Here is a 20,731-nt window from a genome sequence, read left to right as displayed (position 1 = left end):
GATGACCTTCCTCAGCTCACGGTCGCCGTGGCGGCGTCGTCGGCTGCTGTCGTGACCCGGCCGGTGCCTGCGGACCGGCTGCCGCCGTCCGGCATGTCCACCGCGGGATTGCCGCCCCACCGGGCGTTCGGGGGGAGTTCCTCGCCCTTCATGAGGAAGGAGTCGGGTGCGAGCACCGCACCGTCGCCCATGGTCACGCCGTAGTGCACATGGGCGGCGACGCCCAGCGTGCAGCCGGCGCCGATCGTGGTGACGTCGGACTTGAAGGTGCCGTCCTCCTGCGAGTGGCACTGGATCTTGCTGCCGGCGTTGAGGGTGCAGTCGTCGCCGATGGTGGCGAGGGTCCGCTCGGTCAGGTAGCAGCCGTCGTCGAACACCCTGCGGCCGATGCGCACCCCCAGCAGCCGCCAGACCAGGCTCTTGAACGGGGTTCCGTTGAAGATGTTGAGGAAGTGGTCCGGGACCTTCCACAGCCGTTCGTGCCACCAGAAGTACGGGTCGTAGATGGAGCAGAGCCTCGGGCGCAGTGCGCGGAACGAGGCGAGGCAGCGCTCCACCAGGACGAAGTAGGCGGCGGAGAAGGCGAGGGTGAGCGCGAAGTAGCCCGCTATGATCACCTGTCCGACCACGCCGTACAGGTCCACGGAGGCGAGGCCGAAGAGGGTGAGCGCGAAGGTGTGCAGCCAGCGCACGAACAGCATGAGCGCCATGGAGCAGAGGTTGTAGCGGTTCTTCGCGGCCAGCCGGCGGCGGAACGTCTCGCCGGTCCGGAGGTGGTCGAAGCCGGCGTCGCGGTCCACCGAGCGGGGGATCTCGAAGCAGGGTGAGCCGAGCAGCCCGACCCCTTCCCGGATCTCGCCGTCGAGGGGCACCATCACCTTGGTCGCGAGCAGGCAGTTCTCACCGGTCCTGGCGCCCGCCGGATAGGCGATGTTGTTGCCCAGGAAGTTGTGCGCCCCGATCGTCGCCCGGGACAGCCGGAAGGACGTGCTGGAGAAGTCGGCGTTCAGGACGGAGAGGCCGTCGGCCACCATCGTCCCGCTGCCGACGCTGACCAGCAGGGGTGTCTCGTGCTGCACCTCGGTGCCGAAGTTCGACCCGGTCTGCTCGACCCGTGACAGGTCGTATCCGATGCCGCGGAGGTAGCCCACGATGTAGGAGCTGTCGCCGAAGAGCCAGGCGAAGAATTTGACGTTCGTCATGCGGGCCGTGGTGCGCTGCAGCGCGTAGTGGAACCCGTAGAGCGGGTAGACCTTGTCGGGCTTGACCAGGAGGCCCACCAGGCGCGGCAGGGTGCACAGGGCCGCGAGTCCGACCACGAGGAACCCGAAGAACAGCACGGCGGAGAGCAGAGCTGCGTCGGGGAGCAGTTGCGACCAGCCGAGCGCGGCCGTGGTCGGGTCGAGCCGCTTGCCGATCACCGGCACTTCGGTGAACACCATGTAGACGCCGCCGATGGCCAGCGGGACGTACAGGAGGAACAGCTGAAGCAGCGTGCCGAGGCCGAACCAGGCACGCCGCAGGGTGCCGCAGTGCGCCGGGGCGATCCGGATGTAGTCGGTCCTGGTGGGTTCCGCGGGGGATCCGTGCCAGCGCTCGCCGTCCGGGACCGCCTGGCCGCGGTGCAGCGCGGAGGAGTGGCCGAGTTGGGCGCCGTCGCCGACGGAGGTGTCGATGTCCAGGACGGTCTTCTCGCCGACGAAGGCGTTCGTGCCGAGGGTGATGCGGCCGGTCTGGATGTGTCCGGCGTGCGCCCGGTAACCGAGGAAGAAGGAGTCCTTGCGGATCACCGTGCCCGCGCCGATGGTCAGCAGGTCGGTGCAGACGGGCACGGAGTGGGAGAGGATCGTGACGCCCTTGCCGATGCGGGCGCCGAGGGCCCGCAGGTAGAGCACGTACAGCGGGGTCCCGGTGAGGAAGACCATCGGGTTCGCGTGCAGCAGCGCCTTGACGAGCCAGAACCGCAGGTAGGTCAGGCCCCAGACGGGGAACTCGCGGGGGCGCCAGCGGCCGACGAGCAGCCATTTCGCGACGACGGGGAAGGTGCACAGCGTCACGAACGCGGCGCCTCCGAAGAGCAGCGACCGCAGATAGACGTCGGCCAGTCCCTTGCCGGTGGCGATCCACTCGTATCCCGTGGCGGTGACGTATCCGGAGACCAGGGAGTAGCCCAGGAAGACCAGCAACTGGAGGGTTCCGCAGACCAGATGGTTCCACCGGGCGGGGCGCGGGCCCGGTGCCGGTGACGGCTCGGGCGGCTGCGGGGCGGGCACCGGATCGGCGGGGGCGGGGGCGGTCTCGCCGAGCGCCGCCGCGAGGCTGCGGATCGTGGGGTGCCGGTAGATGTCCCGCATGGAGGGCGAGGGCAGGTCGGCGGCCTTGCGTATTCGTGCGCAGAACTGGGCCATGACCAGGGAGTTGGCACCGAGGTCGGTGAAGAAGTGGCCGTCGACCGGGACGGTCTCGGCGTCGAGGAGGTCGGCCAGTGCCTGCGCGAGTCGCCGCTCGGTCTCCGCCCCCCTGGGGCCGGTTCCGGTCAGGACGACGGCAGGTTCATCCGGCTCCGAAACGACCTCGGAGGACTGTTCCACCATGCGATCTCCTGGAGAACGGGATGTTCCTGATCACGAACCGGCGGATTCAGTTTGTCCGGATAAGAGGCTTACCTGCCACTTGTCCCCTGGGTGGGCGCGACCGCCCGGCACGCGCCGGCAGGCCCGCGTTCCTTTGGTTTCACGCCCGGAAGACGAGCGTGCGAATCACCCGAACGGCGGCCCCCCGGCCGGCAGCACCCGGCACGGGCAGCGGCATCGGCATCGGCATCGGCATCGGCCGCGGAACAGAGCCACCGCAGGCGGTGGTCGTGACCGGATCCGTGCCGCGCCGGCGGGAGCCCTCACCGGCGGCGCACGGGCACGGATCCCCGGGTCGCGTCAGCCGTCGGCGCCGCCCGCCGCCGCGACGGCGGTCTCGTGCGCCGCGATCCCGACGAAGCGGCGTACGGCCTCCACGGGCATGTCGAGCCCCTCGGAGGCGGCACGCTCGTCACCGAACACCTGGACCGCCTCGGCGACGGCCACGGCCAGTTCGGCCTCCGCCTTGCGGACCTTCACCTCGGCCTTGTCGACGGTGTCGACCACCGCCAGCTGCCGGCGCTGCTTCTCCTGCAGTCGCTGCTTACGGGAGGGCGTTTTGTCAGAGTTCTGCGCAGTCACGACCAAGATCATATGCGGGCCCCCACACCCGCACGAAATCGGCAACTCCAGCCCTCGACAGTGCCGTTGGCTCTCCCGTCAGACCGTCAGCGTCGCCCACACCGCGTGGCCGCTGGTGAGCCTCGACCGGTCGACGCCCCAGGAGTCGGCGAGTTGCTCGACGAGCAGCAGCCCCCTGCCGCCCTCGTCGTCGGGGCCCGGGTCGCGCCGGGGCAGCCCGTCGCCGGAGTAGTCGTGGTCGTGGACCTCCAGCCGCACGCATCCGTCGCCGACGAGCCCCATGCCGCACAGGATCCGCACGCTGAGCGTGTGGATGACGGCATTGGTGGCCAGCTCGGACACCAGCAGCACCGCGTCCTCGCACACCTCGCGGGAGAGTCCCCACCCGGTGAGCCTGGCTCTCACGGAGCGACGGGCGACTCGCACGCTGGAACGGTGCGAGGGCAGTTCGAGCCAGTGCGCACGGTCGGGTGCGTCTACGTCTAACAGGTCGCGGGGGGTGGTCGCGTGGGGGGACACGATGGCTGCCTTCCGTGAGACGGGCGCGGCGGAGAGCGGGCGGTGCAGGCTGAGCAGGCAGAACGGGTGGAGCGGAGCGGCCGGGCGAGCAGGACTGGGCAACGGTCTGACGGGGTCCGTGGCGTCGTCCGTGCTCGTGGCCGCGGTTACTCAAGTAATCATGCGCGCATGCGAGTTCAGGCTGCAACCGACTCCCTGATAATTTCAGCATGCCGGTTTCGGTCTGGCCGCTTCAGCAAGTGCCTGCCACACTCGACCGGGTGACAGTCCCTCAGGAGGTAGGGCGTGAGCGAAAGCCGTTCGAACGCGGGGAGCACCAGTGCGCCCACCGTGCTGCGCATGATCCTGGGCCGCAGGCTCCAGGAGCGGCGGCAGGAAGCGGGCGTGTCACTGGAGGACGCGGCGCGGGCGCTTCGGGTCACCCCTCTGACCATCCGCCGTCTGGAGAAGGCGGAGGTCACCCTCAAGCCCCTCTACGTGGAGAAACTGCTTGAGACCTTCGGCGCCGACCGGCAGGAGCGCGACGAGTTCGTCGCCTTCGCCGAGCGGGCCAACGAGCCCGGCTGGTGGCACACCTACCGGGACGTGCTGCCCACCTGGTTCAGCGCCTACGTGAGCCTGGAGACCGGCGCGACGACCCTGCGCACGTACGAGCCGCACTACGCCACGGGGCTGCTGCAGACCCGGGAGTACGCCCGCCATGTGCTCAGCGGCGGTTTCCCCAACGACAGCGACGAGGATCTGGAGCGGCGGGTGAACCTGCGGCTGCGCCGCCAGGCCCTGCTGGAGCGCTCCGACGCGCCGACGCTGTGGGTGGTGATGGAGGAGGCCGTGCTGCACCGGGTGGTCGGCGGGCCCGAGGTGATGCGGGAGCAGATCGAACGGCTCCTTGAGGCCTCGGAGCTGGCGCACGTCAGCGTCGACGTCGTCCCGTTCACCGCCGGCGCCCACGTGGGCGTGTGCGCCCCGTTCACCTACTTCCGGTTCGCGGAGCCCGAACTGCCGGACGTCGTCTACACCGAGGTCCTCTCCGGCGCGATGTACCTGGACCAGCGCTCCGACGTCGTCGCCCACCTGGAGGCGCACAACCGCATGTCCCTGCTCACTTCGGACACGCAGAGCAGGGCGCTGCTGAACCGTATGCGCAAGGAGTACTCATGACCACCTTCGACGCCTCCTTCGACACCTGCTGCGACGGCAGGGTCCACGACGTGTACAACGGCATGCCCGCATCGGACCTGGGGGAACAGGGCTGGGAGTCGCCCTGGAGCGGCCCCAACGGCGGTCAGTGCGTACAGACGAAACAGCTCGCCGACGGCAGGATCGCCCTGCGGCAGTCGACGGATCCGGCCGGCCCCGCGCTGATCTACACCCCGGAGGAGATCACCGCGTTCGTCGCGGGGGTCAAGCGGGGCCTCGCCGACCACCTCACCACCGGCTGACACCTCCCCCACCCACCCCCTCTGAAAGGTTCAGGATGACCAACTCGCCCGCGGCGCGGGACATCGACACCAGCAGGCCCCACTCCGCCCGCATGTACGACTACTACCTGGGCGGCAAGGACCACTTCGACGTCGACAAGGTGGCCGCCGAGACCGTCGCGTCCGCCTACCCGGGCATCTTCGTCTGCGCCCGGGAGAACCGTGCCTTCATGCACCGCGCGACCCGCGTCCTCGCCCGCGAACACGGCATCCGGCAGTGGCTCGACATCGGCACCGGCATCCCCACCGAGCCGAACCTGCACCAGGTCGCGCAGTCCGTGGTCCCCGACGCCCGGGTGGTGTACGCCGACAACGACCCGCTGGTGCTCAAGTACGCCGAGCGGCTGATGCGCAGCACGGTCGAGGGCCGCACCACCTACATCGAGGCGGACGTCAACGACCCGCAGTCGCTGCTCGACGCCCCGGAACTGGCGGAGGTCCTGGACCTCGGGCGGCCGGTGGCGCTGTCCCTGAACGCCCTGATGCACTTCGTGACGGACGCACAGGACCCGTACGGCATCGTGAGCCGGCTGCTGGACGTGCTTCCCCCGGGCAGCGCGCTGGCCCTGAGCCACTGCACGCCCGACTTCGACCCGGACACCTGGCAGAAGGTCACCGACATCTACAACAACGCAGGAACGCCGGTGCAGTTCCGCTCGCGGGCGGACGTGGCGCGGTTCTTCGACGGGCTCGAACTGCTCGAACCCGGCGTGTCCGTGGGCCACCGCTGGCGCCCCGACGCCGAGCCGACCGCCACCGACGCGGAGGTCAGCCTGTGGACCGGGGTGGGCATCAAGCCGTAGAGGCCACTGCGAGGGGGGAACAGCCTCCGGGCTGTCGTACCGCATGGGGGTGCGGTACGACAGCCCGGGGGTGTCAGCCAATGTGGTAGCTGTCGCCGTACACCTTCCAGTCCAGCGGGGTGTTCAGGCACAGGTTGCCCTTGTTCAGGAAGACCCGCTGCTCGGTGTCGACCCGGGTGGTGTCGCTGTGCGCCTCCTCCTGCTTCATGGCCCACACCCGGGCGTCGAGGAAGGCGTTGAGGTACGTCTTCTCGTTGCCGCCCTGCGCCGGCGGCTTGGCGTGGCCGAGGGCGCGCTTGCGTATGTTGCGGAAGCTGGTGGGGTCGTCGCCGTCGCCGTGCATGACGATGGCGTCGTAGTAGGTGAACTGCCCCAGCGTGCCCAGCCCGTCCGTCTTGCCCTGCTGCACGGCCGGGTTGAAGTACACGCGGTCGCGTTCGTCGTTCTGGGCCTGCTGGAAGGCGGTGTCCTGGGCGGCCTTGCGCCAGTCCGCCGGGAAGTTCGGGTCCAGGCCGCTGTGCGAGTCGGTGCCGTTGACCCGGCGCAGGGCGGGGAGGTACTTGGCGAGCACGTTGCCGGGCTTGCGGTCGGTGTAGAGCTGGACGAGGTCGAGCATGTCGCCGGTGCCGGAGCAGAAGCCGATGATCCCGGCCGTGTAGCCGCGGCCGTCGCCGATGTCCTCGATGTACTTGTACTGCGCCTTCCAGTCGAGCGAGGAGTTCTCCGCGCTCGACACCAGCTTCATGGCGATCTCCTTCTTCGCCGGGTCGTCGAGGCCCACGCAGCTCGCGGCCGGCGCGGCGGCGGAGGCGTGCCCCGGGCGCAGCAGCACGGTTCCGGCACCGACGGCGGACGCGCCGAGCAGGGCGAGCAGGGTGCGGCGGGAGGTCAGGACGGGGTGGGTCGTGGTGGTGTCGTTCGGGTTCCGCACAGCGGCTCCAGTGGGGGGTTGAGGAGGTTCACCGATAGGAAGGTTTCCTATCAGTTGAGCGCGCTGATGTGTACCCGTCACGCAGAAAGTTCGTAGAGTCGAACAAGGCCGCCGGCGCGGCCCGGGGTCAGCCGGTGGCGGTCCAGGCCTGCGGGCCGATGCCGCGCCACTCGATCAGCTCGGGATCGTCGACCGTCGTACTGGCCTCGGGCAGGCCCGCGCGACGCAGGAACTCGACGATGTCGAGCAGGTGGTACGCGATGCCGACGTACTCCCCGCGGATGGTGACCCGCCGGCCGCCGTCGGGGCCGGGCGGCTGCACGATCACAGGCGCGCCTTCCATAGTCTCCGGATGCCCCCGGGCGGCCCGGATCATGCGGCGGGCCGCGCCCTCGAGCGGCACGGGGACGAGCCGGCGCCGCCCCCGGCCTCCGCTCCTCGTGACGGTTGGCGGGCACGCGGGCGGCTACCCGGTCCGCGGTGGGCACGACGAGATCGCCGCCGGGAGGAATGATGCCTGAACTGCCGGACGTGGAGGGTTTCCGTGAGGTGCTGGACTCCTGCGGCCGGGGGCGCCGCGTCCGGCACGTGGACGTGCGGGACGCGGGCGTCCTGCGCGGCGTCGGCGTACGGCGGCTGCGGCGCGAGGTGGAGGGCCGACGGCTGGGCCTGCCGCACCGCCACGGCAAGCTGCTGGTCGCGCCGGTCGGCGACGGCCCGGCCCTGGTGTGGCACTTCGGCATGACCGGTGCGCTCATACCGGCCTCGGCCGGCGATCCCCTGCACCGGCACGACCGGCTGATTCTCACGCTCGACGGCGAACGGCAGGTGCGCTATCGCGACCAGCGCAAACTCCAGGGCGTGCGGCTGGCCGACGGGCCCGGCGCGGTGGCGCACCTACTGGAAGGACTGGGACCCGACGCCCTCGACATCGGCCGCGGGGACTTTCTCGCACTGCTCGCCGGGCGGCGGGGCACCGTGAAGGGCCTGCTGATGGACCAGTCCGCCGTCGCCGGTCTCGGCAACCTGCTCTGCGACGAGATCCTGTGGCGGGCCCGGGTCGCGCCGGGACGACCGGCCCGCGACCTCGACGAGGCCGAGGCACGTCGGGTGTTCACGGCGATGGGGCGCGTGCTCGCCACCTCCTGCCGCGCGTCCCGCGTACCACCCTGCCCCGGCTGGCTCACCGGTCACCGCGACGACACCGATCCGGCCTGCCCGCGCTGCGGCACCCCGCTGCGCTCCCGCCGCGTCTCCGGCCGCCGCACGGTCTGGTGCCCGGCCTGCCAGCACTGACGCGGCACCCGGCGCAGGCCGGGCCGGCAGCGGCACGCGGTCAGCGGACGACGTCGAAGACGTTCTTCTGCACGCCGTTCGCGTAGACCTCGTGCTCGACCAGCTTCAGCTGCTGGGTGTCCTTGTCCGTGGCGCTGAACAACCGCTTGCCCGCGCCGAGCAGGAGGGGATAGACCAGCAGGTGGTAGCGGTCGATCAGGCCGGCGTCGGACAGCGCGTGGTTGAGCGCGGCACTGCCGTGCACAATGACCGGGCCGCCCTCGGTCTGCTTGAGGGCGGCGACCTCGTCGACCGAGCGCAGGATCGCGGTCTCCCCCCAGTTCGACACCAGGTCGCCCTCGGTGAGGGTGGTGGACACGACGTACTTCGGCAGTGTCCTGTAGCGCGCGAACTCCGCCATGTCCGGCCACACCGGGCTGAACGCCTCGTAACTGGTCCGGCCCATCAGGACCGCGGTCGACTCCTTCTGCTCCCGCTCCTTGATCTCGAACGCCTCGGGGGCGAACTCGACGCCCTTGAAGGTCCATCCGGAGTTCCGGTAGCCGGGCTCGCCGCCCGGAGCCTCGACGACGCCGTCGAGGGAGACGAAGGCAGTGCTGATCAGGGTACGCATCACGGTGTCCTCGCGGTCCGGGGTCTGCCGCGGTGCTCCGCGGTCCCTCCCACCCTCCAACCGACAATTAAATTTGTCAAGAAAACTCGACTTGTCGGAGGCGGGCGTCACGGACACCGGAGGCAGGCGACGCCGTGTAGTCCCCCGCTTCTCAGGTACTCGACCGGGCAGGACCGTTCCCCCGCGGACCTGAGGAGATGACTGGGATGCTGTTCCTCGGACTGCTTCTGCTCGCGGCGACCGTCGCCTTCACCGCCCTGGCGATCGTCGGCAACATGTCCGGCGGGCCCGGCTACACCGTGTCCGTGCTCGACCACCACATCGCCACGCTCGGCCCGCTGGCGATCTTCTGCGCCGGTCTGGCGCTGGCGCTGATCTTCTGCCTGGCCCTGGCCGTCATGACCGGCGGCGCGCTCCACCACCGCCACGGCCCGCGCGAAGGCGGCCCCGGTACCGCGTCCGGCCGCTTCACGGGGCCGGCCGCCGGGGCCTGACCTCACCGGGGGCCGACGCGCTCCCTGCGCAGTCTGCGACCCACGACCAGCAGGTCCACGGCCGCCGCCACGGCGAGGACCGCACAGACCACGGCAAGGGTGACCAGGGCGCCGCGGCCAGGGCTGTCACCCGCCCCGGAGGCGACCGCCCAGGCGGCGAACAGCGCTGCCGCCATGGCGAACAGGGGCAGGAAAAGACCGCTCAGCAGCCGGCGCAGACGCACCGGGCTGCGGGCGGTGACCGGTTCGGCACCGGTCCCCACACGGCGGCCGCCCGTCGCCCCGGGGCGCGCCCGCTCGGTGGGCTCGTGGTCCACGGCTATCCCCTTCCCCGGCGGTCGGGTGTCCGTCCACCGTCGCGTTGCCCGCACCGGCACCGCCAAACCAGTCCCTCCGCACAGCCCCTCCGCAGAGTTGGTGGAATTTTCAACCAACTCGGTACGTTGTCGCCGCCGAAGGAGGTCACGAGTGGACACGACGTACGACACCACGTACTACGACCGGGGAACCGCCGCCGAGCGCTGGGCGCGAGCGCAGCTGTTCTTCGACGCCAAGGACTACGCGGGCGCCGCGCAGGTGCTCGCCGGGCTGGTCGAGGAGGCGCCGGAACAGACCGGACCCCGGCTGCTGCTGGCGCGCGCCTACTACCACTCGGCCCAACTGCGCCGCGCGGAGGCCGAGTTGCGGGAGATCGTCGAGCGCGACCCGGTGGAGCACTACGCCCGGCTGATGCTGGGCCGTACGCTCCAGCGGCAGGCCCGGCACGAGGAGGCGGAGCCACACCTGCGGATCGCCTCGGCACTGGCCGGGGACTTCCCGCAGGAGTGAGCGGCAACCGACGAGGAGGGGCCCCTGACATGGCCAGGGGCCCCTTTCGCCGTCGTACGGGCCGTCACAGGGGCGCGGCCGCGCGCAGGATCAGGAACAGCGTCACCGCCGCGTTCGCCGAGGACATCGCCGAGACGAGGGTGCCCACGGCGGCGCCCCAGACGGCGAGGCCGGCCGCGGTGAACGCGGAGGGCCGGCTGCGGGCCACCGGGGCGGGGCCGAGCAGCGCGGCGACCCGGCGCGGCACCGGACCGGTGGCGGCCACCGCGGCCGGCGTCGGCACCGGGGTGCCCACGGAGAGCAGCGCGGCCTTGCCGATGGCCCGCGCGACCGTGCGCCGGTCCGCCACCGAGCGGGCCGCCTCCTCGTCCGCCCAGCGCTCGGCCGTGTAGCGGACGGCGGTGCGCAGGGGCCGCAGGAAGGGGTTGGCGCGTGCCGCAAGGTGGACGGCGAGGAGGTGCCGGTGGTGCCGGGCGGCGAGGTGGGCGCGTTCGTGGGCGAACAGGGCCCGGCGTTCGCCCGGGGCGAGGCCGTCCAGGAGCGCGGTGGTGACGACGATCCGGCCGGGGAGCGCGTAGGCGTAGGGGGTGCTGTCGGGCAGCACGGCGACCGCACGGCCGGGCAGTGCGGTGAGCGTCCGGCGGGCCCGCCGGGTGATGCGGTGGTGGCGGTGGAGGGTGCGGCCGCACAGGACCGCGACCGCGGCGAGGGCGGGGATGGCGGCGCGGCCGGCGATCCTGTCGTGCGGAACGGCGGCCCGTACCTCGGGGTCGGACCAGCCGTCCGGGAGGGGGTTGCCGGGGAGCTGGGCGGTGCCGACCACCATCAGCAGGGCGAGGCAGAGCGTGCTGCAGCCGCCCATGACCACGGCCACCGCGGTGAGCAGCCGGGTGGCGGCGCGCGGGTGCAGCCGACCCTCGGCCAGCCGGGCGACGGGCCACGCGGTCAGCGGCAGGACCAGCGGCAGGAAGACGAAGACCCCCATGGGCGGTCAGTCTTCCGTACCGCCGGAGTCCGCGGGCGGGATGGTCCGAGTCTTCACCGGGCCCGGCCCCGCGGCGTCCAGCAGGGCCCGCAGCACCTGCTCGTCACCGGGCGGCAGGGCGGTGACGAAGCTGGCGAGCACCGCCTCCCGGTCCCGTTCGCCGTCGAGGAGCCGGCGCATCCGCAGGGCGGCGAGCCGGGCGACGTCGGCGGTGGGCGTCCACAGGAAGGAGCGGCCCTGCCGTTCGCGGGCGACGACGTCCTTGGCGAGCAGCCGGGTCAGGATGGTCACGACGGTGGTGTAGGCGAGGTCGCCGCCGAGCCGCTCCTGCACCCAGGCCGCGCTGACGGGGCCGCCGGCCTCGCGCAGCGCGCCCAGCACCTGGCCCTCCAGCTCCCCCTGCCTGCGCCGGGCCCGCGCCATAGCCCCGTCTCCCTCCGGCGTCGGCATGTGGTGACACGCGCATCGGCGTGTCCCACCACGCTACTTCACGCCGGCCCTGCCCCCGTAGGTGCGGCGGCCGCGACGGTGCGCGATCTCGCCGAGCACGATGTCCGCGGCGAGGAAGGCGGCCAGCGGGATCCCGAGCAGCGGCACGAACCAGCCGAGGACCGCGACCATCGCCATCGCCGGGACGAGGAGGTACGGCGGGACCTCCGCCCAGGCGCCGCGCGGGATCGGCCTGCCGAAGGCGGAGCCGCGGCCGCGCTGCCACCACATGCGGTAGCCCCACACGATCAGCAGGATCAGGGCGAGCGCGAGCACGGCCAGGGCGAGCTGGTTGACCAGGCCGAAGAGGATGCCGGTGTGCAGGTCGATGCCCCAGCGGGTGAGTTTGGCGAGGACCGGGTAGTCGGCGAAGCGCAGGACGTCGGTCACCTCGCCGGTGCCCGGGTCCACGGCGACGGAGTCCTGCTTCTCGGGCCAGCTGCGCTGGACCTGCCGCACCACGTAGGCGCTGTTGGCGTCGGCGGGCGGGACGATCTCGACGGGGTCGCCCAGCCCCTCCGCACGGGCGGCCGCGAGCACCTTGTCCAGGCCCACGCCGTGCCCGGCGTCACCGCCGGTCCCGGCCGCGGCACCGTGTCCCGCGTGCTCACCGCCGCTCGCGGCCGCGGAGACGGCGGGGGTGGCCTGGCCGAGCGAGGTGCGCAGGTCGTCGATGGTGGCGCCGGCATAGGTGGACCAGGTCAGGCCGGTCGCCGAGAGGAAGACGAAACCGGCCGCGGCCCAGACGCCGACGGTGCCGTGCAGGCCCAGCGTGCGTCGCCGCCCGCTGGTGCCGCGCACCTTGCGCAGCGCCCGCCGCCGGGCGAACCACAGCACCAGGCCGCCGCCCGCGATCGCCCACAGCCAACTCGCCGCGAACTCGCTGTAGAGCCGCCCGGTGTCGCCGAGGTGCAGGTCGCGGTGGAGTTCGTCGATCCACGTGCGCAGCGGGAGCGCCCCCGTCGAGCCGTACTGTTCGAGCGCGCCGCGTACCTTGCCGGTGTACGGGTCGACGAACACCGCGAGGGTGTGGTCAGGGTCCAGGCCCCGCACGCCCGACAGCAGCACCCTGGTGGTCGCGTCCGCCTCGGGCGACGGCCGTATCGCGGAGACCGTGCCCTCGGGGTGGGCCTCGCGGGCGGCGGCCACCTGCTCGGAGACCGGCAGCTTGCTCCCGCCCACCGGGACGGTCAGCTCATGGGCGTACACCAGCTTCTCGGCCTGGAAGGAGAAGGCGTACAGCAGGCCGGTGGCGGCAGCGACCAGCAGGAAGGGGGCGACCAGGACGCCGGCGTAGAAGTGCAGGCGCAGGACGAGGGGACGCAGCGGGGCCCAGCGGCTCGGGGACGCGGCCGGGGCGGTGGGTTGCGGGACCTCGTCCGTGGAGGTCGAGGGGGCGATGGACATCGAGGGCTTCTCCGGGGACTGGTTGCGGGGCGGGGACGGTCCAGTAGTCGGACCGCCCTCCGGCGGAGTTCCCCGCACCAGAAGTGGCCTGAGTCACACGCCACGCCATGACATGCTGGCCCGATGGCATCTCCCAGCGATCGCGCACCCCTTGCCGAGCGGGTCGAGGAACTCCTCGCTCCCGGCGGCCCGTTGCCCATCGTCGCGGCCGGCGACCCGGTGCTGCGGCGCGGAACCGAGCCGTACGACGGGCAGTTGGCCCCGGCCCTGCTGGCCCGCTTCGTCGAGGCACTGCGGATCACCATGCACGCGGCACCGGGCGTGGGCCTCGCCGCACCCCAGGTCGGCGTCCCGCTGCGGATCGCGGTCATCGAGGACCCGGCACCGGTGCCGCAGGAGGTGGCGGTGGCCCGGGGCCGGGTCCCGCAGCCGTTCCGGGTGCTGGTCAACCCGGTCTACGAACCCGTCGGCACCGCCCGCGCCGCGTTCTTCGAGGGCTGCCTGAGCGTGCCGGGCTGGCAGGCGGTCGTGGCCAGGCCCGCGAGCGTCCGGCTGACCGGCACGGACGAGCACGGGCACCCCCTGGACGAGGTGTTCACGGGGTGGCCGGCCCGCATCGTCCAGCACGAGACCGACCACCTCGACGGCACGCTGTACCTGGACCGGGCGGAACTGCGCTCACTGTCCTCCAACACCGCCATGGCGGATCGCTGGACCCAACCGACCCCGGCAACGGCCGCCGAGGCCCTGGGTTTCGAACTACCGTGACCACAGCGTCCCGTCAGGGGCGCGGGGAACTGCGCGACCAGCCACGACAGCGCCGCAGTCGGCCGGCATCCCCAGGCCCCCCGCCCCCCTTCTGCCCTACCCCCGGCGACGGCCGCCGGGCCCTGGGCTACAGCGCCCCGTAGGGGCGCGGGGAACTGCGCGACCAGCCACGACAGCGCCGCAGTCGGCCGGCAGCCCCAGGCCCCCCGCCCCCCTTCTGCCCTACCCCCGGCGACGGCCGCCGGGCCCTCGGTTACAGCGCCCCGTAGGGGCGCGGGGAACTGCGCGACCAGCCACGACAGCGCCGCAGTCGGCCGGCAGCCCCAGGCCCCCCTTCGGCCCTACCCCCGGTACGCCTCGAGAAGCCGCAACCAGACTTCGCTCAGCGTCGGATAAGACGGCACCGCATGCCACAGCCGGCTGATCGGCACCTCCCCGGCCACCGCGATCGTCGCCGAGTGGATCAGCTCACCCACCCCGGGCCCCACGAACGTGACCCCGCGCAGGATCTCCGCCTCCAGGTCGACCACCATCCGGGCCCGCCCCTTGTAGCCGTCGGCGTACAGGCCGGCCCCGGCGACGGACGAGAACTCGACGTCGACGGCCCGCACCCGGTACCCGGCCTGCTCCGCCTCCGCGAGGGAGAGCCCGACGGCCGCCGCCTCCGGGTCGGTGAAGACGACCTGCGGTACGGCGTGGTGGTCGGCGGTGGCCGCGTGCGCACCCCACGGCTCGTCCAGCAGCGGCGTGTCCGCGACCCGCGCCGCGATCGCCGCGCCCGCGACCCGGGCCTGGTACTTCCCCTGGTGGGTGAGGAGCGCCCGGTGGTTCACGTCCCCGACGGCATACAGCCAGTCGGTGCCCTCGACCAGGAGGGTGTCGTCGACGGACAGCCAGGAGCCCGGCTCCAGACCGACCGTGTCCAGGCCGATGTCGTCCGTGTGCGGGACGCGCCCCGTGGCGAAGAGGATCTCGTCGGCCTCGATGCGGTCGCCGCCGTCGGTGACGGCCACCACCGTGCCGTCCTCCCGGGTCACCGACCGGACGGACGTTCCGGTGCGGACGTCGACGCCGGCCTCCTTGAGCGCGTCGGCGACGAGTTCGCCGGCGAACGGCTCCATGCGGCCCAGCAGGCCCTTGCCGCGGACCAGGAGGGTGACCCGGGAACCGAGGGCCTGCCAGGCGGCCGCCATCTCGGTGGCGACGACACCGCCGCCGACGACGATCAGCCGGCCCGGTGCCTGCTGGGCGCTGGTGGCCTCGCGGCTGGTCCAGGGCTTCACCTCGGCGAGGCCGGGCAGGTCGGGCAGCTGGGCGCGGGTGCCGGTGGCGACGGCCACCGCGTGCCGGGCGGTGAGGGTGGTGAGGGTGCCGTCGGGGCCGGTCACGGTGACCGTGCGGGGTCCGGCGAGGCGGCCGTGGCCGCGGTACAGGTCGGCGCTGATGCCGTCGAGCCAGGCGACCTGGCCGTCGTCCTTCCAGTTCGAGGTGAAGTAGTTGCGGCGGGCGAGGACCGCCGCGGTGTCGAGGGGGCCCTGGACCGCCTGGGCGAGGCCCGGCAGGCGGCGGGCGTCGGACTGGGCGATGACCGGGCGCAGCAGGGCCTTGCTGGGCATGCAGGCCCAGTACGAGCATTCGCCGCCGACGAGTTCGCTCTCCACGACCGCGGTGGTGAGGCCGGCCGCACGGGTGCGGTCGGCGACGTTCTCCCCCACGGGCCCGGCCCCGAGCACCACGACGTCGTAAGCGATGGATTCCGTTTCCGTCATGGGGCCAGTCTTGCGGGTGGTGTGCGCGGAGGCCACACGGGTAGGCAGGCGGAATACCTGCCCGGCCGGACATGTTGTCGCGAGCGGTTCCGCCCCGCCCCGGGGCGCCCCCCACGTCAGGAAGAGGGAAGCACGCATGAGCAGCACCGTGGAGCTCACCAAGGAGAACTTCGACCAGACGGTCACCGAGAACGAGTTCGTCCTCATCGACTTCTGGGCGTCCTGGTGCGGCCCGTGCCGGATGTTCGCGCCGGTCTACGAGAAGGCCGCCCAGGACAACCCCGACCTCGTCTTCGGCAAGGTGGACACCGAGGCGCAGCCGGAGCTGGCGCAGGCCTTCGGCATCCAGTCGATCCCGACCCTGATGATCGTCCGCGACCAGGTCGCCGTCTTCGCCCAGCCCGGCGCCCTGCCGGAGGCCGCCCTGACGGACGTCATCGGCCAGGCCCGGAAGCTGGACATGGACGAGGTCCGCAAGAGCATCGCCGCGCAGCAGGACGCCACGCAGGGCGAGTAGGAACCGGCAGGCCGAGCGGCGCGGCGCCGGCCGGGGTCAGCTGGACTCGCGCTGCACGACCGAGGCGCCGAGCACCCGGTGCGTCTCCGGTTCGGCGCCGGGGTCGCGCACCACGCGGTCGACCAGTTCGGCCAGCTCCCGGCCGGAGGGCAGGTCGATGTGGATCGTGGAGAGCCGGGGCCGCAGCAGCCGGCCCAGCATCAGGTCGTCGGCGCCGAGCACCGCGGTGTCCCCGGGGATGCGCACGCCCGCGTCCTGGAGGGCGCGCATGAGCAGCATGGCGTACTCGTCGTTGTACGCGAACACCGCGTCGATCTCCAACTCGGGCCAGCGTGCGGCGAGTTCGGCCGCCGACTGCTCGGTGAAGGCGAGCGGCACCATGGTCACCCGGGCGTCGGTGCCGCGCAGGGCCTGGCGCACGCCTTCGAGACGGGGCCGGGAGTAGGTCTCCAGGCCGGTCTCCTCGGGGACGACCACGCCGATCCGGCGCCGGCCGCGGGCGTACAGGTGGCGTCCGGCGCAGTGGCCGACGGCGTCGTGGTCCATCAGCAGGGCGTGGGCGCCCTCGACGCGTTCGGGGCCGAAGGTGACCACGCCACGGGCGCCGGCCCGCTTGAGGACCGCGACGCCCTCGGGGCCCAGTTCGGCGTCCGGGACCAGCACGGCCACCGGCCTCAACTCCGCCCAGGCGCGGGCCGCTTCGTCACCGCGCAGGCCGACGGTGCCGTACTGGACGACCGTGTAGTCGAGGCGGCTGAGGGCCCACTGGAGTTCGTTGATGAACTGCCCGTACAGCGGGCCCATCGCGATGGCGGGGGCGGGCATCAGGACCATCCGGCTGTGTCCGGCGCGCAGGCTGCGGGCGGCCGCGTGGGGGACGTAGCCGAGTTCCTTCGCGGCCTCGTGGACCCGGCGGCGGGTGGGCTCGCTGATCCGGACGGCACTGGTGTTGTTGAGGACGTAGGAGACGGTCGCGCGGGAGACGCCCGCCAGGCGGGCCACATCGGCGCTCGTGGGGACCGAGCGCGGGACCGGCGACGCTGCCGAGGGCGGTTTCGGGATGTGCACCATGACGTACGGCATCTTGGCAGAACCCCGGGGACGGGGGACCGGCGGGGCAAGGTGGTTCACCGTTCGACGAGTTGAACCCTGATCAGCCGCCCCGAAGGCCCATCACGCGGACCCCAAGGCCCATCGCGCAGGCTCCCAAGGCCGTCCGCGCGCAGGCCCCCAGGCCGTCCGCGCAGGCTCCCAGGGCCGTCCGCGTGGGCCTTGATCAGCCGATCCAGGGGTCCTTCACACGATGGGCCGAACATGTACGTCACGAACTTGTTCGCAACGAACATGTTCGTTATGGTGGGCGCATGCCAGCAACTCCCCGCTCCCGGCGGGAGCGTCCCGCCAAGCCCGCCCTGACCAGGGAGGGCATCGTCGCCACCGCCGTGGAGATCCTGCGCGCCGAGGGCCTGCAGAAGGTCACCATGCGACGCCTGGCCCAGGAGCTCGACACCGGACCGGCCTCGCTCTACGTCTACGTCCGCAACACCGCCGAGCTGCACGCGGCGGTCCTGGACGAGCTCCTCGGCTCCGTCGGCCCGGCCCCGGCGGAGGGCGGCTGGCGGGAGCGGCTGGAGCAGGTGCTCATCGCGTACACGCGGATGCTCATGGAGTATCCGAGCCTCGCCCGCTCCGCGCTGACCGCGTGGCCGAGCGGCCCGCACTACCTGGACCTCATCGAGACCCTGCTGGGCCTTCTCGACGAGGGCGGGGTACCGCGCGAGCGGGCCGCCTGGGGCGTCGACCTGCTGCTCCAGCGCGCCACCGCGACCGCCGCGGAGCACGCGGGCGAGGCGTCCCAGGAGGACTGGGACGCCCTCGGCCGGGCGCTGAGCCGGGTGTCGGACCGCACCCATCCGCACATCGCCGCCGCCTCCGGGGTGCTTCTGTCGGGCACCCCCGAGGCCCGCGTGTCCTGGGCCTTCCAGGCCCTGATCAACGGCATCGAGCACACCGCCGTACCCGAACCCCATGACTAGGAGACCCCCATGTCCACTGCCCACCACCCCATAGCGGTCGTCGGAGCCGGTCTCGGCGGGCTCACGCTCGCCCGGGTGCTGCGGGTGCACGGCGTCGAGGCGGCCGCCTTCGACCTCGACGCGTCGGCGACGGCCCGCACCCAGGGCGGCATGCTCGACATCCACGACGACTCCGGCCAGCCGGCGCTGCGCGCCGCCGGGCTGTACGACGCGTTCCTGGCGCACGTCCACGCGGGCGGCCAGGCGACGCGGGTCCTGGACAAGGACGCCCGGGTCCTGCTGGACATCCCCGACGACGGCGCGGGCGGGCGGCCCGAGATCGACCGGGGCGAGCTGCGCCGGCTGCTGATCGGCTCCCTGCCCGAGGGCGTGATCCGCTGGGGCGCGAAGGTCACCGGCGCCCGCCCGCTCGGTGACGGCCGGCACGAGGTGACCCTGGAGGACGGCGACTCCTTCACGACCGATCTGCTGGTCGGCGCGGACGGCGCCTGGTCCCGGATCCGCCCACTGGTCTCCGACGCGCGGCCCGCGTACACCGGGGTCTCGTTCGTGGAGGCGGACCTGCCGGACGCGGACGTACGGCACCCGGTGAGCGCCGAAGTGGTCGGCGGGGGCATGCTGTTCGCGCTCGGCGCGGGCCGGGGATTCCTCGCCCACCGGGAGAGCGACGGCAGCCTGCACGTGTACACGGCGGTGGAGGTGCCCGAGGAGTGGCTGGACGGGATCGACTTCACCGACACCGAGGCCGCCAGGCGGGCCGTGCTCGACCACTTCGGCGGCTGGGACAAGAGTCTGCGGGCGCTGGTCGCGGACGCCGAGGGCCCGCTGGTGCCGCGGCGGATCCACGCCCTGCCGGTCGGCCACCGCTGGGACCGGGTCCCCGGGGTCACCCTGCTCGGTGACGCGGCGCACCTGATGTCGCCGTTCGCCGGCGAGGGCGCCAACCTGGCGCTGATCGACGGCGCGGACCTGGGGCTCGCGCTCGCCGCGCACCCCGGCGACCCCGAGGCCGCCGTGGCCGCCTACGAGGAGAAGATGTTCACGCGTGCCGCGCGGTCCGCCGCGGACTCCGCGGCGAGCGGAGCCATGCTGTTCCGGGCCGACGCGCCGCAGGGCCTTGTCGACATGTTCACCGGCGCCGGTCCGGACGGCGGCGGGGCGGACGTCAGCGGGGCGGCGCCGTCCGCGTGACGCGGTCGACCAGGTCGGTCCAGCCGGCCTCCAGGCGCTCCATCGGGATCCCGCACTGCCTGGTCAGATGGTGGATCTGGGCGGGGTCGAGGTAGGCGAGCAGCGTCTGGGCGAGCAGTTCGCAGTCGGCGTCCGGATCGATCTGCCGCAGCAGCACCGTCATATGGGTGCGCAGCGCCTGGATCGGCGGATTGGCGTAGCGCCTGGTGGGCTCGGGCTGGGCGGCCAGCTGGAGGTCCAGCTGCTCGGCCGCGCGGTAGAGCACCGCGATGCCGAACGCCCGCAGCCGTTCGACCGGCGGAGCGCCGGGGCCGAGGGGCGGGGGCCCGCCCATGAAGTCCGCCTGGAGCTGTCGCGAGGAGTGGTCGAGCAGCGCCATCAGCAGTCCGGTACGGTCGCCGAAGCGGCGGAAGACCGTGCCCTTGCCCACCTCGGCCGCGGCGGCCACCGCCTCCATGGTCACGCCGGCCACCCCGTGCTCGGCGATCAGCCGGGCGGCGGCCTCCAGCAGCCGGGCGCGGTTGCGGGCCGCGTCGGCGCGCAGGCACGGCTCCTCGGGAGCGGGTCCGACCTCGAGCAACTGCGGGGTGTCGAAGGGCTCCTGGGGTTGTGGGAGGGGCGGCAGGACGCTGGACATGAAGACAGCGTAAAGCATCGGGAACAGAACTGGACCGAGGTCCGTTTAGCGTGTTAGAAATTATCCGGACCGTGGTCCGGATTCGTTACGGCAGTGTTTCACCCCCCCTTGGAGTTCCCCATGTCTGTCCGCATCCTTGCGCTCGTCGGCAGCCTTCGCGCCGGTTCGCACAACCGCCAGCTCGCCGAGGCGGCCGTCAAGCTCGCCCCCGAGGGTGCCGTCGTCGAGGTCTTCGAGGGCCTGGCCGACATCCCGTTCTACAACGAGGACATCGACGTGGCGGGCGACGTCCCGGCCGCCGCCGCGAAGCTGCGCGAGGCCGCCCAGGCCGCCGACGCGTTCCTGCTCTTCTCCCCCGAGTACAACGGCACCATCCCGGCCGTCCTGAAGAACGCCATCGACTGGCTGTCCCGCCCGTACGGCGCCGGCGCCTTCGGCGGCAAGCCGGTCGCCGTCGTCGGCACCGCCTTCGGCCAGTACGGCGGCGTGTGGGCGCAGGACGAGGCGCGCAAGGCCGTGGGCATCGCCGGCGGCAAGGTGATCGAGGACATCAAGCTCTCGATCCCCGGTTCGGTGACCCGCTTCGCCGAGACCCACCCGGCCGACGACACCGAGGTCGCCGCCCAGCTGACCGAGGTCGTCGCCCGCCTGCACGGCAACGTGGCCGTGGCCGCCTGACCCATCCCCCGAGAGGGGCCGGCACACCCGCCGGCCCCTTTCGCATGCCCCGCGTCCCGCGTCTCGCGTCCCGC

24 protein-coding genes are annotated in these 20,731 nt (G+C 72.6%); 11 read left to right on the top strand and 13 right to left on the bottom strand.

Features of this window, described 5'->3' with window-relative positions:
• Positions 1-11 precede the first annotated feature (11 nt).
• The 3 genes from ACZ63F_RS02245 to ACZ63F_RS02235 all read right to left on the bottom strand — a co-directional run bounded on the left by ACZ63F_RS02245 (position 12) and on the right by ACZ63F_RS02235 (position 3,734).
• Positions 12-2,594: a Pls/PosA family non-ribosomal peptide synthetase gene (locus ACZ63F_RS02245; RefSeq protein WP_469707866.1), complete on the bottom strand. Its 2,583-nt coding sequence runs from the start codon at positions 2,592-2,594 to the stop codon at positions 12-14.
• A gap of 339 nt (positions 2,595-2,933) precedes the next feature.
• The gene (locus tag ACZ63F_RS02240; protein WP_469707864.1) at positions 2,934-3,215 is read right to left on the bottom strand and encodes a hypothetical protein; all 282 of its coding nucleotides are present in this window, start codon (positions 3,213-3,215) and stop codon (positions 2,934-2,936) included.
• A gap of 78 nt (positions 3,216-3,293) precedes the next feature.
• Positions 3,294-3,734 carry an ATP-binding protein gene (locus tag ACZ63F_RS02235; RefSeq protein WP_469707862.1) on the bottom strand — a complete coding sequence of 147 codons (441 nt, stop codon included), beginning with the start codon at positions 3,732-3,734 and terminating at the stop codon, positions 3,294-3,296.
• A gap of 285 nt (positions 3,735-4,019) precedes the next feature.
• Between ACZ63F_RS02235 and ACZ63F_RS02230 the strand changes: the two genes are divergently transcribed.
• Genes ACZ63F_RS02230 through ACZ63F_RS02220 form a run of 3 tightly spaced genes read left to right on the top strand, consistent with a single transcriptional unit; the run spans position 4,020 to position 6,018 of the window.
• Positions 4,020-4,895 carry a helix-turn-helix domain-containing protein gene (locus tag ACZ63F_RS02230; protein WP_469707861.1) on the top strand — a complete coding sequence of 292 codons (876 nt, stop codon included), beginning with the start codon at positions 4,020-4,022 and terminating at the stop codon, positions 4,893-4,895.
• Positions 4,892-5,176, top strand: a complete 285-nt coding sequence (locus tag ACZ63F_RS02225) for a DUF397 domain-containing protein (RefSeq protein ID WP_469707860.1) — start codon at positions 4,892-4,894, stop codon at positions 5,174-5,176. Before ACZ63F_RS02230 ends, ACZ63F_RS02225 begins: the two co-directional genes overlap by 4 nt.
• A 35-nt stretch (positions 5,177-5,211) precedes the next feature.
• The gene (locus ACZ63F_RS02220; RefSeq protein ID WP_469707858.1) at positions 5,212-6,018 is read left to right on the top strand and encodes an SAM-dependent methyltransferase; all 807 of its coding nucleotides are present in this window, start codon (positions 5,212-5,214) and stop codon (positions 6,016-6,018) included.
• 73 nt (positions 6,019-6,091) lie between these two features.
• On the opposite strand, the gene ACZ63F_RS02215 is transcribed toward ACZ63F_RS02220, so the two are convergent.
• Both ACZ63F_RS02215 and ACZ63F_RS02210 read right to left on the bottom strand, forming a co-directional pair.
• Positions 6,092-6,949 carry a chitosanase gene (locus ACZ63F_RS02215; protein WP_469707857.1) on the bottom strand — a complete coding sequence of 286 codons (858 nt, stop codon included), beginning with the start codon at positions 6,947-6,949 and terminating at the stop codon, positions 6,092-6,094.
• A gap of 127 nt (positions 6,950-7,076) precedes the next feature.
• Positions 7,077-7,277 (bottom strand): hypothetical protein, encoded by a 201-nt coding sequence (locus ACZ63F_RS02210; protein ID WP_382729210.1) that lies wholly within the window; start codon positions 7,275-7,277, stop codon positions 7,077-7,079.
• A 185-nt stretch (positions 7,278-7,462) separates the two neighbouring features.
• Here ACZ63F_RS02210 and ACZ63F_RS02205 point away from each other — a divergent pair, with 185 nt between their 5' ends.
• Positions 7,463-8,245, top strand: a complete 783-nt coding sequence (locus ACZ63F_RS02205) for an Fpg/Nei family DNA glycosylase (RefSeq protein ID WP_469707855.1) — start codon at positions 7,463-7,465, stop codon at positions 8,243-8,245.
• 40 nt (positions 8,246-8,285) lie between these two features.
• Here ACZ63F_RS02205 and ACZ63F_RS02200 read toward each other — a convergent pair whose 3' ends face one another.
• On the bottom strand, positions 8,286-8,858 hold the full coding sequence (locus ACZ63F_RS02200; RefSeq protein WP_469707853.1) for a dihydrofolate reductase family protein: 573 nt from the start codon (positions 8,856-8,858) through the stop codon (positions 8,286-8,288).
• 206 nt (positions 8,859-9,064) lie between these two features.
• On the opposite strand from ACZ63F_RS02200, the gene ACZ63F_RS02195 reads away from it, so the two are divergent.
• Positions 9,065-9,352: a hypothetical protein gene (locus ACZ63F_RS02195; protein WP_352364292.1), complete on the top strand. Its 288-nt coding sequence runs from the start codon at positions 9,065-9,067 to the stop codon at positions 9,350-9,352.
• A 2-nt stretch (positions 9,353-9,354) separates the two neighbouring features.
• Here ACZ63F_RS02195 and ACZ63F_RS02190 read toward each other — a convergent pair whose 3' ends face one another.
• Positions 9,355-9,669 carry a DUF6343 family protein gene (locus ACZ63F_RS02190; RefSeq protein ID WP_469707851.1) on the bottom strand — a complete coding sequence of 105 codons (315 nt, stop codon included), beginning with the start codon at positions 9,667-9,669 and terminating at the stop codon, positions 9,355-9,357.
• A gap of 151 nt (positions 9,670-9,820) precedes the next feature.
• Here ACZ63F_RS02190 and ACZ63F_RS02185 point away from each other — a divergent pair, with 151 nt between their 5' ends.
• The gene (locus tag ACZ63F_RS02185) at positions 9,821-10,180 is read left to right on the top strand and encodes a tetratricopeptide repeat protein (RefSeq protein WP_469707849.1); all 360 of its coding nucleotides are present in this window, start codon (positions 9,821-9,823) and stop codon (positions 10,178-10,180) included.
• Positions 10,181-10,244: 64 nt separating this feature from the next.
• Here the strand turns inward: ACZ63F_RS02185 and ACZ63F_RS02180 are convergent, their stop codons facing one another.
• From ACZ63F_RS02180 to ACZ63F_RS02170, 3 genes are read right to left on the bottom strand one after another with little or no spacing between them, the layout of a single operon-like run.
• Complete coding sequence (locus ACZ63F_RS02180; protein WP_469707847.1) at positions 10,245-11,165, bottom strand: M56 family metallopeptidase; 921 nt, start codon at positions 11,163-11,165, stop codon at positions 10,245-10,247.
• 6 nt (positions 11,166-11,171) lie between these two features.
• A complete protein-coding gene (locus ACZ63F_RS02175; RefSeq protein ID WP_469707845.1) occupies positions 11,172-11,588 on the bottom strand; it encodes a BlaI/MecI/CopY family transcriptional regulator in 417 nt (138 codons plus the stop codon).
• Between the two features lie 60 nt (positions 11,589-11,648).
• On the bottom strand, positions 11,649-13,061 hold the full coding sequence (locus tag ACZ63F_RS02170) for a PepSY-associated TM helix domain-containing protein (protein ID WP_469707844.1): 1,413 nt from the start codon (positions 13,059-13,061) through the stop codon (positions 11,649-11,651).
• Between the two features lie 123 nt (positions 13,062-13,184).
• Between ACZ63F_RS02170 and ACZ63F_RS02165 the strand changes: the two genes are divergently transcribed.
• On the top strand, positions 13,185-13,829 hold the full coding sequence (locus tag ACZ63F_RS02165) for a peptide deformylase (RefSeq protein ID WP_469707842.1): 645 nt from the start codon (positions 13,185-13,187) through the stop codon (positions 13,827-13,829).
• A 341-nt stretch (positions 13,830-14,170) separates the two neighbouring features.
• Here the strand turns inward: ACZ63F_RS02165 and ACZ63F_RS02160 are convergent, their stop codons facing one another.
• The gene (locus ACZ63F_RS02160; protein ID WP_469707840.1) at positions 14,171-15,598 is read right to left on the bottom strand and encodes a dihydrolipoyl dehydrogenase family protein; all 1,428 of its coding nucleotides are present in this window, start codon (positions 15,596-15,598) and stop codon (positions 14,171-14,173) included.
• A gap of 136 nt (positions 15,599-15,734) precedes the next feature.
• Here ACZ63F_RS02160 and trxA point away from each other — a divergent pair, with 136 nt between their 5' ends.
• The gene (gene trxA / locus ACZ63F_RS02155; RefSeq protein WP_352364070.1) at positions 15,735-16,115 is read left to right on the top strand and encodes a thioredoxin; all 381 of its coding nucleotides are present in this window, start codon (positions 15,735-15,737) and stop codon (positions 16,113-16,115) included.
• Between the two features lie 36 nt (positions 16,116-16,151).
• Here the strand turns inward: trxA and ACZ63F_RS02150 are convergent, their stop codons facing one another.
• The gene (locus ACZ63F_RS02150; protein WP_469707837.1) at positions 16,152-17,198 is read right to left on the bottom strand and encodes a LacI family DNA-binding transcriptional regulator; all 1,047 of its coding nucleotides are present in this window, start codon (positions 17,196-17,198) and stop codon (positions 16,152-16,154) included.
• 281 nt (positions 17,199-17,479) lie between these two features.
• On the opposite strand from ACZ63F_RS02150, the gene ACZ63F_RS02145 reads away from it, so the two are divergent.
• On the top strand, positions 17,480-18,151 hold the full coding sequence (locus ACZ63F_RS02145; protein WP_469707835.1) for a TetR/AcrR family transcriptional regulator: 672 nt from the start codon (positions 17,480-17,482) through the stop codon (positions 18,149-18,151).
• Between the two features lie 9 nt (positions 18,152-18,160).
• A complete protein-coding gene (locus ACZ63F_RS02140; protein ID WP_469707833.1) occupies positions 18,161-19,342 on the top strand; it encodes an FAD-dependent oxidoreductase in 1,182 nt (393 codons plus the stop codon).
• Here the strand turns inward: ACZ63F_RS02140 and ACZ63F_RS02135 are convergent.
• On the bottom strand, positions 19,317-19,997 hold the full coding sequence (locus ACZ63F_RS02135; protein WP_469707831.1) for a TetR/AcrR family transcriptional regulator: 681 nt from the start codon (positions 19,995-19,997) through the stop codon (positions 19,317-19,319). The two genes, ACZ63F_RS02140 and ACZ63F_RS02135, sit on opposite strands and share 26 nt — an antisense overlap.
• A 102-nt stretch (positions 19,998-20,099) precedes the next feature.
• On the opposite strand from ACZ63F_RS02135, the gene ACZ63F_RS02130 reads away from it, so the two are divergent.
• Positions 20,100-20,657, top strand: coding sequence for an NAD(P)H-dependent oxidoreductase (locus ACZ63F_RS02130; RefSeq protein WP_352364061.1), 558 nt, complete (start codon positions 20,100-20,102; stop codon positions 20,655-20,657).
• The last annotated feature ends 74 nt before the right edge of the window (positions 20,658-20,731 follow it).

The organism is Streptomyces sp. NPDC104761 (assembly GCF_055583445.1).
This window is presented reverse-complemented; position numbering and strand designations above follow the sequence as displayed.

Bases quoted from the DNA above. Each gene is read 5' to 3' on its own strand.
- ACZ63F_RS02245 (WP_469707866.1), bottom strand. From the start codon at position 2,594: ATGGTGGAACAGTCCTCCGAGGTCGTTTCGGAGCCGGATGAACCTGCC.
- ACZ63F_RS02225 (WP_469707860.1), top strand. From the start codon at position 4,892: ATGACCACCTTCGACGCCTCCTTCGACACCTGCTGCGACGGCAGGGTC.
- ACZ63F_RS02220 (WP_469707858.1), top strand. From the start codon at position 5,212: ATGACCAACTCGCCCGCGGCGCGGGACATCGACACCAGCAGGCCCCAC.
- ACZ63F_RS02205 (WP_469707855.1), top strand. From the start codon at position 7,463: ATGCCTGAACTGCCGGACGTGGAGGGTTTCCGTGAGGTGCTGGACTCC.
- ACZ63F_RS02200 (WP_469707853.1), bottom strand. From the start codon at position 8,858: ATGCGTACCCTGATCAGCACTGCCTTCGTCTCCCTCGACGGCGTCGTC.
- ACZ63F_RS02195 (WP_352364292.1), top strand. From the start codon at position 9,065: ATGCTGTTCCTCGGACTGCTTCTGCTCGCGGCGACCGTCGCCTTCACC.
- ACZ63F_RS02180 (WP_469707847.1), bottom strand. From the start codon at position 11,165: ATGGGGGTCTTCGTCTTCCTGCCGCTGGTCCTGCCGCTGACCGCGTGG.
- ACZ63F_RS02175 (WP_469707845.1), bottom strand. From the start codon at position 11,588: ATGGCGCGGGCCCGGCGCAGGCAGGGGGAGCTGGAGGGCCAGGTGCTG.
- ACZ63F_RS02170 (WP_469707844.1), bottom strand. From the start codon at position 13,061: ATGTCCATCGCCCCCTCGACCTCCACGGACGAGGTCCCGCAACCCACC.
- ACZ63F_RS02165 (WP_469707842.1), top strand. From the start codon at position 13,185: ATGGCATCTCCCAGCGATCGCGCACCCCTTGCCGAGCGGGTCGAGGAA.
- ACZ63F_RS02160 (WP_469707840.1), bottom strand. From the start codon at position 15,598: ATGACGGAAACGGAATCCATCGCTTACGACGTCGTGGTGCTCGGGGCC.
- trxA (WP_352364070.1), top strand. From the start codon at position 15,735: ATGAGCAGCACCGTGGAGCTCACCAAGGAGAACTTCGACCAGACGGTC.
- ACZ63F_RS02150 (WP_469707837.1), bottom strand. From the start codon at position 17,198: ATGCCGTACGTCATGGTGCACATCCCGAAACCGCCCTCGGCAGCGTCG.
- ACZ63F_RS02145 (WP_469707835.1), top strand. From the start codon at position 17,480: ATGCCAGCAACTCCCCGCTCCCGGCGGGAGCGTCCCGCCAAGCCCGCC.
- ACZ63F_RS02140 (WP_469707833.1), top strand. From the start codon at position 18,161: ATGTCCACTGCCCACCACCCCATAGCGGTCGTCGGAGCCGGTCTCGGC.
- ACZ63F_RS02135 (WP_469707831.1), bottom strand. From the start codon at position 19,997: ATGCTTTACGCTGTCTTCATGTCCAGCGTCCTGCCGCCCCTCCCACAA.
- ACZ63F_RS02130 (WP_352364061.1), top strand. From the start codon at position 20,100: ATGTCTGTCCGCATCCTTGCGCTCGTCGGCAGCCTTCGCGCCGGTTCG.